At 61.4% G+C, this 15,907-nt stretch carries 11 protein-coding genes, 2 tRNA genes and 3 rRNA genes; 10 read left to right on the top strand and 6 right to left on the bottom strand.

Features of this window, described 5'->3' with window-relative positions:
• Nucleotides 1-477: 477 nt before the first annotated feature.
• Together LXM88_RS06515 and LXM88_RS06510 are read left to right on the top strand one after the other, a co-directional pair.
• Nucleotides 478-972, top strand: a complete 495-nt coding sequence (locus LXM88_RS06515; protein ID WP_262539730.1) for a hypothetical protein — start codon at nt 478-480, stop codon at nt 970-972.
• 74 nt (nt 973-1,046) lie between these two features.
• Nucleotides 1,047-1,430: a hypothetical protein gene (locus LXM88_RS06510; protein WP_262539728.1), complete on the top strand. Its 384-nt coding sequence runs from the start codon at nt 1,047-1,049 to the stop codon at nt 1,428-1,430.
• Nucleotides 1,431-2,147: 717 nt separating this feature from the next.
• Here the strand turns inward: LXM88_RS06510 and rrf are convergent.
• The 6 genes from rrf to LXM88_RS06480 all read right to left on the bottom strand — a co-directional run bounded on the left by rrf (nt 2,148) and on the right by LXM88_RS06480 (nt 9,319).
• Nucleotides 2,148-2,260, bottom strand: a 5S ribosomal RNA gene (gene rrf / locus LXM88_RS06505).
• Between the two features lie 181 nt (nt 2,261-2,441).
• Nucleotides 2,442-5,322 (bottom strand): 23S ribosomal RNA (locus LXM88_RS06500).
• Nucleotides 5,323-5,651: 329 nt separating this feature from the next.
• Nucleotides 5,652-5,727: transfer RNA gene (locus LXM88_RS06495), tRNA-Ala, on the bottom strand.
• A gap of 87 nt (nt 5,728-5,814) precedes the next feature.
• Nucleotides 5,815-5,891, bottom strand: a tRNA-Ile gene (locus LXM88_RS06490).
• 63 nt (nt 5,892-5,954) lie between these two features.
• Nucleotides 5,955-7,487, bottom strand: a 16S ribosomal RNA gene (locus LXM88_RS06485).
• Together the 16S, 23S and 5S rRNA genes with 2 tRNA genes alongside form the textbook arrangement of a ribosomal RNA operon.
• A gap of 566 nt (nt 7,488-8,053) precedes the next feature.
• Nucleotides 8,054-9,319, bottom strand: coding sequence for an SGNH/GDSL hydrolase family protein (locus tag LXM88_RS06480; RefSeq protein WP_262539727.1), 1,266 nt, complete (start codon nt 9,317-9,319; stop codon nt 8,054-8,056).
• A gap of 200 nt (nt 9,320-9,519) precedes the next feature.
• Between LXM88_RS06480 and paaA the strand changes: the two genes are divergently transcribed.
• The 8 genes from paaA (at nt 9,520) to LXM88_RS06440 (ending at nt 15,868) form a co-directional block, all read left to right on the top strand.
• Entirely contained in the window at nt 9,520-10,518 is a 999-nt protein-coding gene (paaA, locus tag LXM88_RS06475; protein ID WP_262539725.1) for a 1,2-phenylacetyl-CoA epoxidase subunit PaaA, read from the top strand.
• A gap of 36 nt (nt 10,519-10,554) precedes the next feature.
• A complete protein-coding gene (gene paaB / locus LXM88_RS06470) occupies nt 10,555-10,839 on the top strand; it encodes a 1,2-phenylacetyl-CoA epoxidase subunit PaaB (RefSeq protein WP_010092957.1) in 285 nt (94 codons plus the stop codon).
• 10 nt (nt 10,840-10,849) lie between these two features.
• Nucleotides 10,850-11,653 carry a 1,2-phenylacetyl-CoA epoxidase subunit PaaC gene (gene paaC / locus LXM88_RS06465; RefSeq protein ID WP_262539702.1) on the top strand — a complete coding sequence of 268 codons (804 nt, stop codon included), beginning with the start codon at nt 10,850-10,852 and terminating at the stop codon, nt 11,651-11,653.
• Between the two features lie 25 nt (nt 11,654-11,678).
• Nucleotides 11,679-12,242, top strand: coding sequence for a 1,2-phenylacetyl-CoA epoxidase subunit PaaD (paaD, locus tag LXM88_RS06460; RefSeq protein WP_262539700.1), 564 nt, complete (start codon nt 11,679-11,681; stop codon nt 12,240-12,242).
• A 31-nt stretch (nt 12,243-12,273) separates the two neighbouring features.
• Nucleotides 12,274-13,410 (top strand): 1,2-phenylacetyl-CoA epoxidase subunit PaaE, encoded by a 1,137-nt coding sequence (gene paaE, locus LXM88_RS06455; RefSeq protein ID WP_262542805.1) that lies wholly within the window; start codon nt 12,274-12,276, stop codon nt 13,408-13,410.
• Nucleotides 13,411-13,538: 128 nt separating this feature from the next.
• Nucleotides 13,539-14,354 carry a DUF1835 domain-containing protein gene (locus LXM88_RS06450; protein WP_262539699.1) on the top strand — a complete coding sequence of 272 codons (816 nt, stop codon included), beginning with the start codon at nt 13,539-13,541 and terminating at the stop codon, nt 14,352-14,354.
• A 16-nt stretch (nt 14,355-14,370) separates the two neighbouring features.
• On the top strand, nt 14,371-14,976 hold the full coding sequence (locus tag LXM88_RS06445) for a TetR/AcrR family transcriptional regulator (protein WP_006477408.1): 606 nt from the start codon (nt 14,371-14,373) through the stop codon (nt 14,974-14,976).
• Between the two features lie 244 nt (nt 14,977-15,220).
• Entirely contained in the window at nt 15,221-15,868 is a 648-nt protein-coding gene (locus tag LXM88_RS06440; RefSeq protein ID WP_047899571.1) for a GNAT family N-acetyltransferase, read from the top strand.
• Nucleotides 15,869-15,907: the final 39 nt, after the last annotated feature.

The following is a 15,907-nucleotide window of genomic DNA, read 5'->3' as shown; positions in this document are numbered from 1 at the left end:
CAACACTTGCTCCGCCACCGATCTTCGCCCCCTGCCCGGCTAAGGCAAGCACGCGATGTTGCCGATCGGCGCCACATCTTCGTCAGACTCCGTTTCCAGCGCCAAACTTCATCTGCGCTAAAAACGAAAGACCGCCATGATAAGGCCTCCGGCGCACAATGCCAAGCGGGTTAGCACAAAATTTCCGCAAATTTCGTGCCGGACAGATCCGGCGACCTCTCCTTCGATATTCGCGGGGCTGCAGCTCGGTTACCGACGGACGGCACGGGCCCCTCGACCGGTACCGCGGGGAGCCTGGCCGCGCCCGATGGCCGGCACGCGCAACACCGCTTTCTCGTGAGCATTCCAGCATTCGCACCGGACATTGCGCCCGTGCTTTTGGCGCGGAGTCGTGGTCGCCCCGCCCTGTTTTCGCCGACTTCGGCGGCACACGCGACTCCATCCCGGGTCACCTGCCCGCTCCCGGTTCCAATCCTCATGCGCCTGCTTGCTCTTGTGATGGCTTTCATGGTGTCGACCGCACATGCCGCCGACCCTGCTGACGCCTCGTGCCGCTCGAGCACGATCGCGAAGGTCCGCCAGCAGGCGCTGGCTGAAAGCCACGCCGCGGGACGCTCAAAGGCATTCGCTGCGCTCGCTGCGTACGACCGGTTGAAGCCGGCGCTCGATGCCGGATGCCTGGAATCGACGCGCCTTGACTCGCCCTCGGTGCGCCCAATGAATCAGGATGCGATCGCGTATGCGTGGCTGCTCAACGGCGCCTCCGCGTACCTCATCGCCGCAGACGCCCTATATGACGCGCCTCAAGACGAGTCCGGCGGTCCAGCCTGCCTCGGCGTGCTGCAGCCATTGCTAGGCGACGACACGCGCCAATGCCTCGGGATGCCCCGCAACCTCGGTGCCGCCATCGCGGCGAATGTCCTGCAGTACGGCCCCGTTGCGTCGCCCCATCTTGCAAACCGACCAACCTAAACATCTGGTCGGCGTATCGCAGCCGATCCGCGGCGCACACACGGCATCCCGCATGTCCGTACGATGCCCGCCTCGTGCAGCTGAACGACAGAATCTGCGTCGGGTTCGACGGGGGCGCTTGCGCTGCGCCCCATGCATACGACGACGCCGGAAAACTGAAATGCGACGATCGATCGTCAACGTCTGCCGATCGTTGTCCGGTAATGCTCGTGCTGACTCGGGATCACGGCAGGAACACGACTCTCCCGTTTCCACCGGCCGAGCATTCCGCGCTCAGTGATCCGGGTACCGCGTGCACGGTGCGATCGACCGGTGTCGACGCAGGCGGCACGCGCTTCGCGTTGATGGATGAAGGGCGAGATTGCTTCGGCTGTACCGCCTGTTCGTTCACCGAAGAGATCTACGTGTTGCGAAACGGACAACCCGTGCTCGTCAAAAGAAACAGCGCCGACTTCTGATGGCGGCCAGCCCGCGAGCTCGCACACGTCGCGGTTGGCGCCAAGATCGAGCCTTTCTTTGCAGCGAGCGACGCACGCCCCTGGCGTGGCCTCGAATGATCCGATTTCAATGATGATGGGCGGAATTGAGCCAAGAACGTCGCTTGATAGCGACGCGGCGCAGCCCCGGCAAAGTTCAGTCGCGCGGCTTCAACTGGCGGCGAGCGCTCGGAGCTCGCGTCAAAGACATGCTGAACGCCGAGCATATGACATAGGGCGCCTGGCTCAGGCGAACCGCACAAGGGGTGTCTGGGGGGCGCTTGCATGCGTTGTAGCCGCAGAATGGCGATCCTGATTTTGACAGAGGATGCGCTCAGTACGGTATCGAATGGGGCAAGATACCCGGTCATTGAGCCGCAATACGACGTCACATCGCGCTCGCGCCCTGTGACAAGCAAATCCGTGACGGAGGATTGCAGCGCAGAAGTTAGCGGGCGTAATCGGCCGGGATGCCGGCTTGATCGCTGTCGCTGCGGATAGTGAGTGGATGGGATGATGTCGGTCTCGGCAGCTCGAGTTGTTGTTGGCCGACGTTTCGCCAACCTCGTGGGTGGCGACTGAATCAACGCCCTAGATGCGCCAGCGCTGGTCGAACCGCCCTTCGCCGGCGCGCGTGCATTTCCATCGCCGAAATGCAAAAACCCCCGCCTTTTCGGGCGGGGGTTTCTGGCTTAGGGAGCCTGACGATTACCTACTTTCACACGGGAATCCGCACTATCATCGGCGTAGAGTCGTTTCACGGTCCTGTTCGGGATGGGAAGGGGTGGGACCGACTCGCTATGGTCATCAGGCAAAGAGGGTTGTCGCGTTGCTTCGCAGCGCGACCAATCGGGAAGAAGCAGTAATTTTGAGTTGTGAGCTGTATCTCACACGTACGCGGTACTTCAACCGTCGTACGTCGAGTGTCTTGCACTCGACGCTCGATATCCGTAAGCGCTGAAGCGCTAACGGCTATCGAGACAGACTTGTTATAGGATCAAGCCTTACGGGCAATTAGTATCAGTTAGCTGAACGCATTACTGCGCTTACACACCTGACCTATCAACGTCCTGGTCTCGAACGACCCTTCAAGGGGATCTAGTCCCCAGGGATATCTCATCTTAAGGCGAGTTTCCCGCTTAGATGCTTTCAGCGGTTATCTCTTCCGAACATAGCTACCCGGCGATGCCACTGGCGTGACAACCGGTACACCAGAGGTTCGTCCACTCCGGTCCTCTCGTACTAGGAGCAGCCCCCTTCAAATATCCAACGCCCACGGCAGATAGGGACCAAACTGTCTCACGACGTTTTAAACCCAGCTCACGTACCTCTTTAAATGGCGAACAGCCATACCCTTGGGACCGGCTACAGCCCCAGGATGAGATGAGCCGACATCGAGGTGCCAAACACCGCCGTCGATATGAACTCTTGGGCGGTATCAGCCTGTTATCCCCAGAGTACCTTTTATCCGTTGAGCGATGGCCCTTCCATACAGAACCACCGGATCACTATGACCTGCTTTCGCACCTGCTCGACTTGTCGGTCTCGCAGTTAAGCACGCTTATGCCATTGCACTATCAGCACGATTTCCGACCGTACCTAGCGTACCTTCGTACTCCTCCGTTACGCTTTGGGAGGAGACCGCCCCAGTCAAACTGCCTACCATGCACTGTCCCCGACCCGGATCACGGGCCAAGGTTAGAACCTCAAACAAACCAGGGTGGTATTTCAAGGACGGCTCCACCGAAACTAGCGTTCCGGTTTCATAGCCTCCCACCTATCCTACACAGATCGGTTCAAAGTCCAATGCAAAGCTACAGTAAAGGTTCATGGGGTCTTTCCGTCTAGCCGCGGGTAGATTGCATCATCACAAACACTTCAACTTCGCTGAGTCTCGGGAGGAGACAGTGTGGCCATCGTTACGCCATTCGTGCAGGTCGGAACTTACCCGACAAGGAATTTCGCTACCTTAGGACCGTTATAGTTACGGCCGCCGTTTACCGGGACTTCAATCAAGAGCTTGCACCCCATCATTTAATCTTCCGGCACCGGGCAGGCGTCACACCCTATACGTCCACTTTCGTGTTTGCAGAGTGCTGTGTTTTTTTAAACAGTCGCAGCCACCAGTTTATTGCAACCCCTTCACCCTCCTGGCGCAGGCCAGTCAAGCTACAAGGGCGTACCTTATCCCGAAGTTACGGTACCAATTTGCCGAGTTCCTTCTCCCGAGTTCTCTCAAGCGCCTTAGAATACTCATCTCGCCCACCTGTGTCGGTTTGCGGTACGGTCATCGTTAGACTGAAGCTTAGAGGCTTTTCTTGGAACCACTTCCAATTGCTTCGCTCCCTAAGGAGCTCGCGCCACACCCTTGAATTGCGCACCCGGATTTGCCTAAGTGCCTTCTCCAATGCAGCGACCGGGACTTCCAACACCCGGACAACCTTCCGCGATCCGTCCCCCCATCGCATCTAACAATGGTGCAGGAATATTGACCTGCTTCCCATCAGCTACGCATTTCTGCCTCGCCTTAGGGGCCGACTCACCCTACGCCGATGAACGTTGCGTAGGAAACCTTGGGCTTACGGCGAGGGGGCCTTTCACCCCCTTTATCGCTACTCATGTCAGCATTCGCACTTCCGATACCTCCAGCACGCTTTTCAACGCACCTTCGCAGGCTTACGGAACGCTCTCCTACCATGCGAGCATAGCTCGCATCCGCAGCTTCGGTATATAGCTTAGCCCCGTTACATCTTCCGCGCAGGACGACTCGATCAGTGAGCTATTACGCTTTCTTTAAAGGGTGGCTGCTTCTAAGCCAACCTCCTGACTGTTTTAGCCTTCCCACTTCGTTTCCCACTTAGCTATATTTGGGGACCTTAGCTGGCGGTCTGGGTTGTTTCCCTCTTGACACCGGACGTTAGCACCCGATGTCTGTCTCCCGTGATTGCACTCTTCGGTATTCGGAGTTTGCTATGGCGGGGTAATCTGCAATAGACCCCCCAACCATGACAGTGCTCTACCCCCGAAGGTGAGACACGAGGCACTACCTAAATAGTTTTCGGAGAGAACCAGCTATTTCCAAGTTTGTTTAGCCTTTCACCCCTATCCACAGCTCATCCCCTAACTTTTCAACGTTAGTGGGTTCGGACCTCCAGTACGTGTTACCGCACCTTCATCCTGGCCATGGATAGATCACTTGGTTTCGGGTCTACGCCCAGCAACTGAACGCCCTATTCGGACTCGCTTTCGCTACGCCTGCCCTATACGGTTAAGCTTGCTACTGAACGTAAGTCGCTGACCCATTATACAAAAGGTACGCCGTCACCCCTTACGAGGCTCCGACTGTTTGTATGCATGCGGTTTCAGGATCTATTTCACTCCCCTCCCGGGGTTCTTTTCGCCTTTCCCTCACGGTACTGGTTCACTATCGGTCGATCACGAGTATTTAGCCTTGGAGGATGGTCCCCCCATCTTCAGACAGGATTTCACGTGTCCCGCCCTACTTGTCGTACACTTAGTTCTTTCATACTGTTTTCGCCTACGGGGCTATCACCCGCTATGGCCGCACTTTCCAGAGCGTTCGGCTAACAATACAAATAAAGAGTACAAGGCTCATCCCATTTCGCTCGCCACTACTTTGGGAATCTCGGTTGATTTCTTTTCCTGCGGTTACTTAGATGTTTCAGTTCACCGCGTTCGCTTCGCATGGCCTATGTATTCAGCCATGGATACTCCAAAAGGAGTGGGTTTCCCCATTCGGACATCTACGGATCAAAGCTCGTTTGCCAGCTCCCCGTAGCTTTTCGCAGGCTACCGCGTCCTTCATCGCCTGTGATCGCCAAGGCATCCACCACATGCACTTGTTCGCTTGACCCTATAACGAGTCTGTCTCTCCGACAGTCGTTACAGGTTGAGTTTTCGCGTTGTGCCGTATTCCAATTGATGTCGGTCCGGCGTTAGCGCTTTAGCGCTTACGCTGGCCCCACTCCCGAAGGGAGTAGACCCGAATCATCTTGAGATACATCGATACAATCACAACCCGGATAGTTTTCACGTCCATCTCATAGACGCTTCCGCTATCCAAATTACTTACTTCTTCCAGATTGTTAAAGAACGACAGCCGATACGTACTACGTATCACTCTGACTGGCTCAATCGCCAATGACAAAAGTTCGACGTCGTCGAACGCTTGTCATTGAAGATTGGTGGAGGCAGACGGGATCGAACCGACGACCCCCTGCTTGCAAAGCAGGTGCTCTCCCAGCTGAGCTATGCCCCCATGTACAGAATATCCTCAGGTGTTAGCCGGTCGGCTTGGGGTACTCGTAAGCGCTAAAGCACTAACGATCACCGACACGTCAGACAATGGTGGGTCTGGTTGGATTCGAACCAACGACCCCCGCCTTATCAAGACGGTGCTCTAACCGACTGAGCTACAGACCCCTGAGTCTGTCTTTAATTTACAGCCGATAAGCGTGAGCGCTCAACTTCGCGAGATAGCTCTGGAAAGGAGGTGATCCAGCCGCACCTTCCGATACGGCTACCTTGTTACGACTTCACCCCAGTCATGAATCCTACCGTGGTGACCGTCCTCCTTGCGGTTAGACTAGCCACTTCTGGTAAAACCCACTCCCATGGTGTGACGGGCGGTGTGTACAAGACCCGGGAACGTATTCACCGCGGCATGCTGATCCGCGATTACTAGCGATTCCAGCTTCATGCACTCGAGTTGCAGAGTGCAATCCGGACTACGATCGGTTTTCTGGGATTAGCTCCCCCTCGCGGGTTGGCAACCCTCTGTTCCGACCATTGTATGACGTGTGAAGCCCTACCCATAAGGGCCATGAGGACTTGACGTCATCCCCACCTTCCTCCGGTTTGTCACCGGCAGTCTCCTTAGAGTGCTCTTGCGTAGCAACTAAGGACAAGGGTTGCGCTCGTTGCGGGACTTAACCCAACATCTCACGACACGAGCTGACGACAGCCATGCAGCACCTGTGTATCGGTTCTCTTTCGAGCACTCCCGCCTCTCAGCAGGATTCCGACCATGTCAAGGGTAGGTAAGGTTTTTCGCGTTGCATCGAATTAATCCACATCATCCACCGCTTGTGCGGGTCCCCGTCAATTCCTTTGAGTTTTAATCTTGCGACCGTACTCCCCAGGCGGTCAACTTCACGCGTTAGCTACGTTACTAAGGAAATGAATCCCCAACAACTAGTTGACATCGTTTAGGGCGTGGACTACCAGGGTATCTAATCCTGTTTGCTCCCCACGCTTTCGTGCATGAGCGTCAGTATTGGCCCAGGGGGCTGCCTTCGCCATCGGTATTCCTCCACATCTCTACGCATTTCACTGCTACACGTGGAATTCTACCCCCCTCTGCCATACTCTAGCCTGCCAGTCACCAATGCAGTTCCCAGGTTGAGCCCGGGGATTTCACATCGGTCTTAGCAAACCGCCTGCGCACGCTTTACGCCCAGTAATTCCGATTAACGCTCGCACCCTACGTATTACCGCGGCTGCTGGCACGTAGTTAGCCGGTGCTTATTCTTCCGGTACCGTCATCCCCCGGCTATATTAGAACCAAGGATTTCTTTCCGGACAAAAGTGCTTTACAACCCGAAGGCCTTCTTCACACACGCGGCATTGCTGGATCAGGCTTTCGCCCATTGTCCAAAATTCCCCACTGCTGCCTCCCGTAGGAGTCTGGGCCGTGTCTCAGTCCCAGTGTGGCTGGTCGTCCTCTCAGACCAGCTACTGATCGTCGCCTTGGTAGGCCTTTACCCCACCAACTAGCTAATCAGCCATCGGCCAACCCTATAGCGCGAGGCCCGAAGGTCCCCCGCTTTCATCCGTAGATCGTATGCGGTATTAATCCGGCTTTCGCCGGGCTATCCCCCACTACAGGACATGTTCCGATGTATTACTCACCCGTTCGCCACTCGCCACCAGGTGCAAGCACCCGTGCTGCCGTTCGACTTGCATGTGTAAGGCATGCCGCCAGCGTTCAATCTGAGCCAGGATCAAACTCTTCAGTTTAAACCTGTTACTGTTTTCGGTTCTTTCGAACCGGTCGCTCACTCAAAGCTGACAGGAATATGAATTGCTTCATAAACCTGACTTACTTTAGTGTGAGACTCTTGATACTTTCGCTATCTGATCCGAGGATCAGCTCGCTTCCATCAAGCGCCCACACTTATCGGCTGTTAATTTTTAAAGAGCATTTCTGCGAGGAACATCGTGTTTCTCAGCAGCGCTGCGTTTTCAGCAGCAGAGAAGCGAGATTATGAACCGTGTTTCGCAGATCGTCAACAACTTTTTGAACTACTTCGTTGCGACTGCGGGGTCCATCTTCCTGCGCCAGCCGTGAGCGGCAACTGCTGCACACCACCGACTTCGCTTCCCCTCTTCCGCGCCGCGTTTCCGTTAGCGCGAAAGAGGCGTGATTCTATGCACCCGCCCGCATCTCCGCAAGCCCCTTTGTGAAATTATTTTGAAAAAGCCTCCGTGCGCTGCCGCGCACGGTGGCTTGGGGCTCGACGGGCCGGGTGTCGCTGCTGACCTCCGGGCCGCCGGCAGCGCTTCACTCTATATATAGAAGGGTGTCACTTGCCGCCCATGGCAGCCAGGATCTGCTCGACCGGTACCGCGTCGGCCATCGCCGTGTAGCCCGCGTCGCTCGGGTGAATGCCGTCACCGCTATCGTACCGGCGCTGCAGCACGCTCGGGCGCGCCGGATCGCGCAGCACCGCGTCGAAGTCGACCACGCCGTCGAACCCGCCGCCGCTCCGGATCCAGCGGTTCACCTCGAGCCGGATCGCCTCGCGCCCGGCCGGCAAATCCGCCGGAGTGAGCGTCGCGCCGAAGACCTTCACGCCCTGGCGGTGCGCCGCCTCGATCAGCCGGCGATAGCCGTCGATCAGCGACGCGGCCGTGACCTGCGTATGCGGATGGTCGCAATCGAGCCCCGCGCGCGGCGGCATCGCCGCGAAGTTGATGTCGTTGATCCCGATCAGCACGACCGCGGCCTTCACGCCTGCGCGCGACAGCGCATCGCGCTCGAACCGCGACGCCAGCGACGTGCCGTAGCACGCGGAATCGCTGAGTAGCCGGTTCCCGCTGATGCCCAGATTCACGACGCCGATCGAATCGGCGCCCGACGCCGTCAGCCGACGCGTCAGCGCGTCCGGCCAGCGGCGGTTCCGGTTTACGCTCGAACGCAGTCCGTCGGTAATCGAGTCGCCGATCGCGGCTACGCTGGCTCGCGCGGAACCCGCTTCGACGGCCAGCTCGGTCACCCATGCATATTGGGTAAAACGGGTGCGGAACGTGGCGGCGCCGGGATCGTTCACGTGATCGCCCGGCGCAGAGACATAGTTGAACTGGTTCGACACGCGGTGCCAGACCGTCATCCGCTGATTCGGCCCCATCTGGAGACTGATTGCATACGGCTGCCCCGCTGTCACGTCGATCGCAGCCGGATCGCTTTCGAGTTCCTGGCCCGGGGCGAGCGTGACCGATACCTTGCCGCCGAACCGGACCGGCACGGCCGCGCTGTCGGCGAGCGCAGCGCCGTCGCCAGCGCGCGCGAGGCTCGCAGCCTCGACGACCAGCGGGGCGCGACCGTATGCATTGCTCACGCGAATCCGCGCAGCCCGTCCCGACACCGTCGGGTAGACGATCTGGCGCACGGTCCGCCCGGCCACGTCGGGCGCGCGATAGAGCGGCGGCGGCGCAGCAAGGTCGGGAATCGGCTGCAGCGCGGTCGCCCACGCGGCAACCCATCCTGCCGGCGCGGCCGAAGCCGCGAGCGGCGACACGAAAACGGCCGCACCCAGCACGGCCGCGGCGAAACTGCTTCGGAATGACATCGGCAAAATCCTCATCGGAAAGCGGGCATTGTGCCGCAGAAGGCGCGGGACCCACGCGCCGGTCCGCACTCGCGCCACCCGATCGCGCCCCGACGTCCCTCGTTTACCCGAGTCTCGCCGCAATTCCACAAGAAATTTATTAACCGACCGGTCGGTTGGTTTATACTTCGCACACATTCAACCGGACGAGACCCTTCGCCATGTACACGCAATCCCTCGACATCCCCGGCAACGTCGCGCCGCTCGACGTCGCAGCCGAGTCGCCCGAGCAGGCGCGGTTCGATGCGGTGATGGCCGCGGACGGCAAGATCGAACCGCAGGACTGGATGCCCGACGCCTATCGCAAGACGCTGGTTCGCCAGATCTCGCAGCACGCGCATTCGGAAGTCGTCGGCATGCTGCCGGAAGGCAACTGGATCTCGCGCGCGCCGAGCCTGAAGCGCAAGGCGATCCTGCTCGCGAAGGTCCAGGACGAAGCCGGCCACGGCCTCTATCTTTATAGCGCGGCCGAAACGCTCGGCGTGTCGCGCGATTCGCTGATCGACGCGCTGCACGCAGGCAAGGCGAAATACTCGAGCATCTTCAACTACCCGACGCCGACCTGGGCCGACGTCGGCGTGATCGGCTGGCTCGTCGACGGCGCCGCGATCATGAACCAGATCCCGCTGTGCCGCTGCACGTACGGCCCGTACGCGCGCGCGATGATCCGCGTGTGCAAGGAAGAGTCGTTCCACCAGCGCCAGGGTTTCGACGCACTGCTGTCGATGATGAAGGGCAGCGACGCGCAGCGCGCGATGGTCCAGCAGGCCGTGAACCGCTGGTGGTGGCCGGTGCTGATGATGTTCGGCCCGAGCGACGCCGATTCGGTCCACAGCAGCCAGTCCGCGAAATGGGGCATCAAGCGGATCTCGAACGACGACCTGCGGCAGAAGTTCGTCGACGCGACGGTCGACCAGGCGAAGGTGCTCGGCGTCACGCTGCCCGATCCCGACCTGAAATGGAACGACGCGCGCGGCCACCATGACTACGGCACGATCGACTGGGACGAATTCTGGCGCGTGGTCAACGGCGACGGCCCGTGCAACAAGGAACGCCTCGCGACCCGCGTGAAAGCGCACGAGGACGGCGCATGGGTGCGCGAAGCCGCGCTCGCGCACGAAGCGAAGCGCCGCGCCCGCGCCGAACAGCACGCCGCCTGAGCGGCAACCATCGAATTCAGGAATCAGGAGAAAGTGATGAACAAGGAATGGCCGATCTGGGAAGTGTTCGTGCGCAGCAAGCAGGGCCTCGACCACAAGCATTGCGGCAGCCTGCACGCCGCCGACGCGTCGATGGCGCTGCGCATGGCGCGCGACGTCTACACGCGCCGCCAGGAAGGCGTGAGCATCTGGGTGGTGCCGTCGTCGGCGATCACCGCATCGGATCCGAACGAGAAGGCCGAACTGTTCGAACCGGCGGGCGACAAGATCTACCGTCACCCGACGTTCTACACGCTGCCCGACGAAGTCAACCACATGTAACGCCCGCGCCATGACGATCACGCCCGAACACCTCTCCTACGTGCTGCGCCTCGCGGACAACGCGCTGATCCTCGGTCAGCGCAACGCCGAATGGTGCGGCCACGGCCCGATCCTCGAGGAAGACATCGCGCTTACCAACATGAGCCTCGACCTCATCGGCCAGGCGCGCATGCTGTATACGCACGCGGCCGAACTCGAGCGCCAGCTCACCGGCGCGACGAAGACGGAAGACGACTACGCGTACTTCCGTACCGAGCGCGAGTTCGCGAACTTCACGCTCGCCGAGCTGCCGCACTACGGCCCGGTCGCCGGCACCGCGCACGCCGACAAGGACTACGCGGTGACGATCGTGCGCAACTTCCTTTACGCGGCGCTGATGCTCCACGTGTGGAGCGCGCTGGAAACGTCGACCGACACGCAGCTCGCTGCGATCGCCGCGAAATCGGTGAAGGAAACCCGCTATCACGTGCAGCACGCACGCGAGTGGCTCGTTCGGCTCGGCGACGGCACCGACGAATCGCACCGTCGCGCACAGGATGCGCTCGACTACCTCACCCCGTACACGCGCGAATTCTTCGCCGCCGATGCGATCGACGACGCGATCGCCGCACCGGGCATCGGCCCGGCGCCGGCCACGCTCGAAGCCGCATGGCGCGCGGACGTGGACGATGCGCTCGCCGAGGCGACGCTCACGCTGCCGGCGCCCGTGATGCATGTGACGACCGGCAAGCAGGGCGAGCACTCGGAGCACATGGGTTATCTGCTTGCAGAAATGCAGAGCCTCGCGCGCCAGCACCCCGGCGCGACCTGGTAACCGGCCAACGCCACGGAGCCCGACGATGTCCGTCCAGACCGCCGCCCCCGCCGACGCCGCGCCCGCCGCGCGTCACGACGATCCGCTGCTCGCCCGCGCATGGGACGTGCTGGAAGCCGTACCCGATCCGGAGATTCCGGTCGTGTCGATCCGCGAGCTCGGCATCCTGCGTGACGTCCGCCGTGCGGACGACGGCCTGCTCGAAGTCGTGATCACGCCGACCTACTCGGGCTGCCCGGCCATGTCGCAGATCGCGGAGGACGTCGCTGCCGCCCTGCAGGCGGCCGACCTCCCGCCGCACCGGATCGAAACGGTGCTCGCGCCCGCATGGACGACCGACTGGATCACGCAGGAAGCGCGCGACAAGCTGCGCGCGTACGGCATCGCGCCGCCGGTCGGCCAGTGCGGCAGCGCAGCGCAGCGGGAAAACGTCGTGCGTTTCGTGCCGCGGCCCGTCGCGGCGCCCGCCTGCCCACGCTGCGGCTCGGCCCGCACCGAGCGTCTCGCGCAATTCGCATCCACGGCCTGCAAGGCGCTGTATCGCTGCGTCGACTGCCGCGAACCCTTCGACTACTTCAAACCCTACTGAAATGAAACAGCCCCCACGCTCTCTTCATTCGCTGCCCCCCGAGGGGGCGGTCGCCCCCCTTGGAGCGGCCCGGCGGGGGTCGGCGACCCCGCAATTTCATCCGCTGCGTATCCGCGACGTGCGGCCCGAGACCGCCGACGCCGTCACCGTCTCGTTCGACGTGCCGCCCGAGCTGCGCGACGCGTACCGCTTCACGCAGGGCCAGTTCGTCACGCTGAAGACCCACATCGACGGCGAGGAGACGCGCCGCTCGTATTCGATCTGCGTCGGCACGACGGACTACGACCGCGACGGCGAACTGCGCATCGGCATCAAGCGCGTGCGCGGCGGCCGCTTCTCGAATTTCGCGTTCGATACGCTGAAGCCGGGCCACACGATCGACGTGATGACACCGGACGGCCGCTTCTTCACGCACCTGAATGCCGACCACGGCAAGCAGTACATCGCGTTCTCCGGCGGCTCGGGGATCACGCCGGTGCTGGCGATCGTGAAGACGACGCTCGAACTCGAGCCGCGCAGCACGTTCACGCTGATCTACGGCAATCGCAGCGTCGACGCGATCATGTTCGCGGAGGAGCTCGAGGACCTGAAGAACCGCTACATGAACCGCTTCGTCCTCTATCACGTGCTGTCGGACGACCAGCAGGACGTCGAGCTGTTCAACGGCGTGCTCGACCAGGCGAAATGCGCGGCATTCCTCGACACGCTGATGCCGGCCGACGCGATCGACGAGGCATTCATCTGCGGCCCCGCGCCGATGATGGACGCGGCCGAAGCGGCGCTGAAGGAAGCTGGCGTGCCGCAGGCGAAGGTGCATGTCGAGCGCTTCGGCACGCCGCTGCCGCAGGCCGGCGCGCCGGTGGTCGAGATCACCGACCAGACGCCGGCCGCCGACCTCGAAATCGTGCTCGACGGCAAGAAGCGCAAGCTGCGCCTGCCGTACGAAGGCGTGAGCCTGCTCGATGTCGGCCTGCGCGCAGGCCTCGCGCTGCCTTACGCGTGCAAGGGCGGCGTGTGCTGCACGTGCCGCGCGAAGGTGATCGAAGGCGAAGTGCGGATGGAGAAGAACTACACGCTCGAGGAGCACGAAGTGAAGGACGGTTTCGTGCTCACGTGCCAGTGCCACCCGGTCAGCGACAAGGTCGTCGTGAGCTACGACGAACGTTGAGCGGCGTCGCGTCGCAGCGCCGGACGGTTTCTCGCCGTCACACATCTCGCTTACACTAGGGGCCGCCGGCCGGCTGGACATCGCAACGTCCGCCCGGCCGGCGGTTTTCTTTTGTTGACGACAGGCCGATGAGTACCATTCATGTGATTCAGGGCGGCACCGCCGCCGCGTCGCTGTGCGAGGCGCTCGCGCAAGCCGGACGCGACGAGCGCGTCGTCGGATTGCTCGACGATCTCGGCGTCGGGCCGCTCAAGGGCGCCGACGAGACGCCCGACACGCGCGCCGCCTTCTGGCAGCGCGTGATCGGCGACCAGATCCCCGACTGGAACGCGGAAATCGAAGGCGAGTTCGCGCGCCTCGACCAGCTCGCGATGGATACCGGCCAGGTGGTCGTGTGGCACGCACCGAGCGTCGGCGACAAGCTGCTGCTGCGCCGCGTCGCCTATCACCTGCGCAATGTCCCGCAGCGCCTGAACGAGGTGCGGCTGTCGGCCGCCGATCTCGACTCGGCGCAACGCGCGTCGCTGTCGCGCACCGACCAGGCGTGCTCGACCGGGATGTTCTCGCCCGCGGAACTGGCGCGGAAACGGCCGGTGGCCGCACCGATCTCGGTGCTGCGCATCGGCCGCCTCGCGCTCGAATGGCAGGAGGCGAAGCACCTGAACGCCGAACTTCGCTATTGGGTCAGCAACACGATCAAGAGCGGCTACTACGCCGATCTCGACGCGCTGATCATCTCGCGCGCGGAAACCGACTGGCTGCCCGCGCGACGCCTCGTCGGCGGCATCATGGCCGACGCCGACCGCGGCGGCCTGTTCGTCAGCGACTCGATCGCCTGGTGGCGCTGCCGCGAACTCGCGGCAGCCGGCAGGCTCGAGCTGCAGGACGACGCGCCCGGCGCCCTCTCTTCCACGCAGGTGCGCGCGGCCACCGCGCACCGCTAATCTTCCGCATTCGACCATGGCCCGTACCCGAGCGCCCGACCACGAATCCCAGCGCGAGCAGATCCTCGATCTTGCCGCCGAAAAATTCGCGCAGACGAGCTACCCGAGCACGTCGATGTCCGATCTCGCGACCGCGAGCGGCACGTCGAAGGCACGCCTCTATCACTACTACGAGAGCAAGGAAGCGATCCTGTTCGATCTGCTCGACCGCTACACGAAGCGGCTGATGCTGATCATCGCCGAGGTGGAAGGGGCGAGCCAGCGGCGCGGCCTCAGCGAACGCGACGCGTTCGCCGAGCTCGTGCGCGCGTTCCTTGCCGAATACGAGACGTCGCACAGCCGTCATGTCGCGCTGCTCAACGACGTGAAGTATCTCGAGGACGCGCAGCGCGAGATCGTGCTCGACCGCCAGCGCGATATCGTCGCCGCGTTCACGCGGCAGCTCGCGCGCGCGTACCCGGACCGCATCTCGAAGGAAAACCAGACATCCGTGACGATGATGGTGTTCGGGATGATCAACTGGACGTTCACGTGGCTGAAGCCGGGCGGCCGTCTCGGCTACCGCGACTTCGCCGAGCAGGTGATCGACCTGATCGAACGCGGACTGTCGACGGCGACCTGATTGCCGCACAGCAGCAAGCGTTGCACGACGGGCACACTGCGGCCGTCCGTCGCGCATTTCATATGACAAAATTTAAATCCGTTAAAAATCAAATAGATACGAGCTTAACTAAGCGGATTTAGAATTCATCCTCCAGCACAAATAAGGTTAAATACGGGTTTTCCCCAATCCAGGGGCCGACGGTCGGGTAAAATGCTGTTGCGTTGCACAACCCGCTGTATGGTCACACATTGAGGAACCCACGATGAACACGCAATTGAACGGCCCTGCCGATGTCGTCGGCACCGCCGGTAGTGCGCCGGTTCTCGTCAGGGAACTGGCTTCCAAAGACCGTGAGCAGATGCTCACCCACTTTCTCTCGCTCGACGAAGAGGACCGCCTGCTGCGCTTCGGCCAGATGGTGCCCGACCACGTGATCGAGAACTATGTCCGCACGATCGACTTCGGTCGCGATACCGTGTTCGGCGTGTTCGACCACGAACTCGAACTGATCGGCGTCGGTCACCTGGCCTACCTGCCGGCCGAGGGCGACAAGCGCACGGCCGAATTCGGCGTGTCGGTGCTCGAAAGTGCACGCGGCCGCGGCGTCGGCTCGAAGCTGTTCGAGCGCGCGGCGATCCGCAGCCGCAACACGCACGTGACGATGCTGTACATGCACTGCCTGTCGCGTAACGCGACAATGATGCACATCGCGAAGAAGTCCGGGATGCGGATCGAGTACGCGTACGGCGAAGCCGATGCGTACCTGTCGCTGCCGCCGGCCGACCACTCGACGATCATCGCCGAGATGCTGCAGGAACAGGCTGCGGTGTTCGACTACGCGCTGAAGCGCCAGGCGCACCGCACGTCGAAGTTCATCGAATCGCTGATGCCCGCCGCGCTGACGGCGTAACATCGGCCGACCGGGCCGCGCCACAGCGGCGCGCCCGGC

Source organism: Burkholderia sp. S-53, assembly GCF_025560745.1.
GTDB lineage: Bacteria > Pseudomonadota > Gammaproteobacteria > Burkholderiales > Burkholderiaceae > Burkholderia > Burkholderia pyrrocinia.
Note: the sequence above shows the minus strand (reverse complement) of the source record. Positions and strands in the feature narration are given on the sequence as shown.

Coding starts and splice junctions, on each gene's coding strand:
- paaD (WP_262539700.1), top strand. CDS start 11,679: ATGTCCGTCCAGACCGCCGCCCCCGCCGACGCCGCGCCCGCCGCGCGT.
- paaB (WP_010092957.1), top strand. CDS start 10,555: ATGAACAAGGAATGGCCGATCTGGGAAGTGTTCGTGCGCAGCAAGCAG.
- paaA (WP_262539725.1), top strand. CDS start 9,520: ATGTACACGCAATCCCTCGACATCCCCGGCAACGTCGCGCCGCTCGAC.
- LXM88_RS06445 (WP_006477408.1), top strand. CDS start 14,371: ATGGCCCGTACCCGAGCGCCCGACCACGAATCCCAGCGCGAGCAGATC.
- LXM88_RS06480 (WP_262539727.1), bottom strand. CDS start 9,319: ATGTCATTCCGAAGCAGTTTCGCCGCGGCCGTGCTGGGTGCGGCCGTT.
- LXM88_RS06515 (WP_262539730.1), top strand. CDS start 478: ATGCGCCTGCTTGCTCTTGTGATGGCTTTCATGGTGTCGACCGCACAT.
- paaC (WP_262539702.1), top strand. CDS start 10,850: ATGACGATCACGCCCGAACACCTCTCCTACGTGCTGCGCCTCGCGGAC.
- LXM88_RS06440 (WP_047899571.1), top strand. CDS start 15,221: ATGAACACGCAATTGAACGGCCCTGCCGATGTCGTCGGCACCGCCGGT.
- LXM88_RS06450 (WP_262539699.1), top strand. CDS start 13,539: ATGAGTACCATTCATGTGATTCAGGGCGGCACCGCCGCCGCGTCGCTG.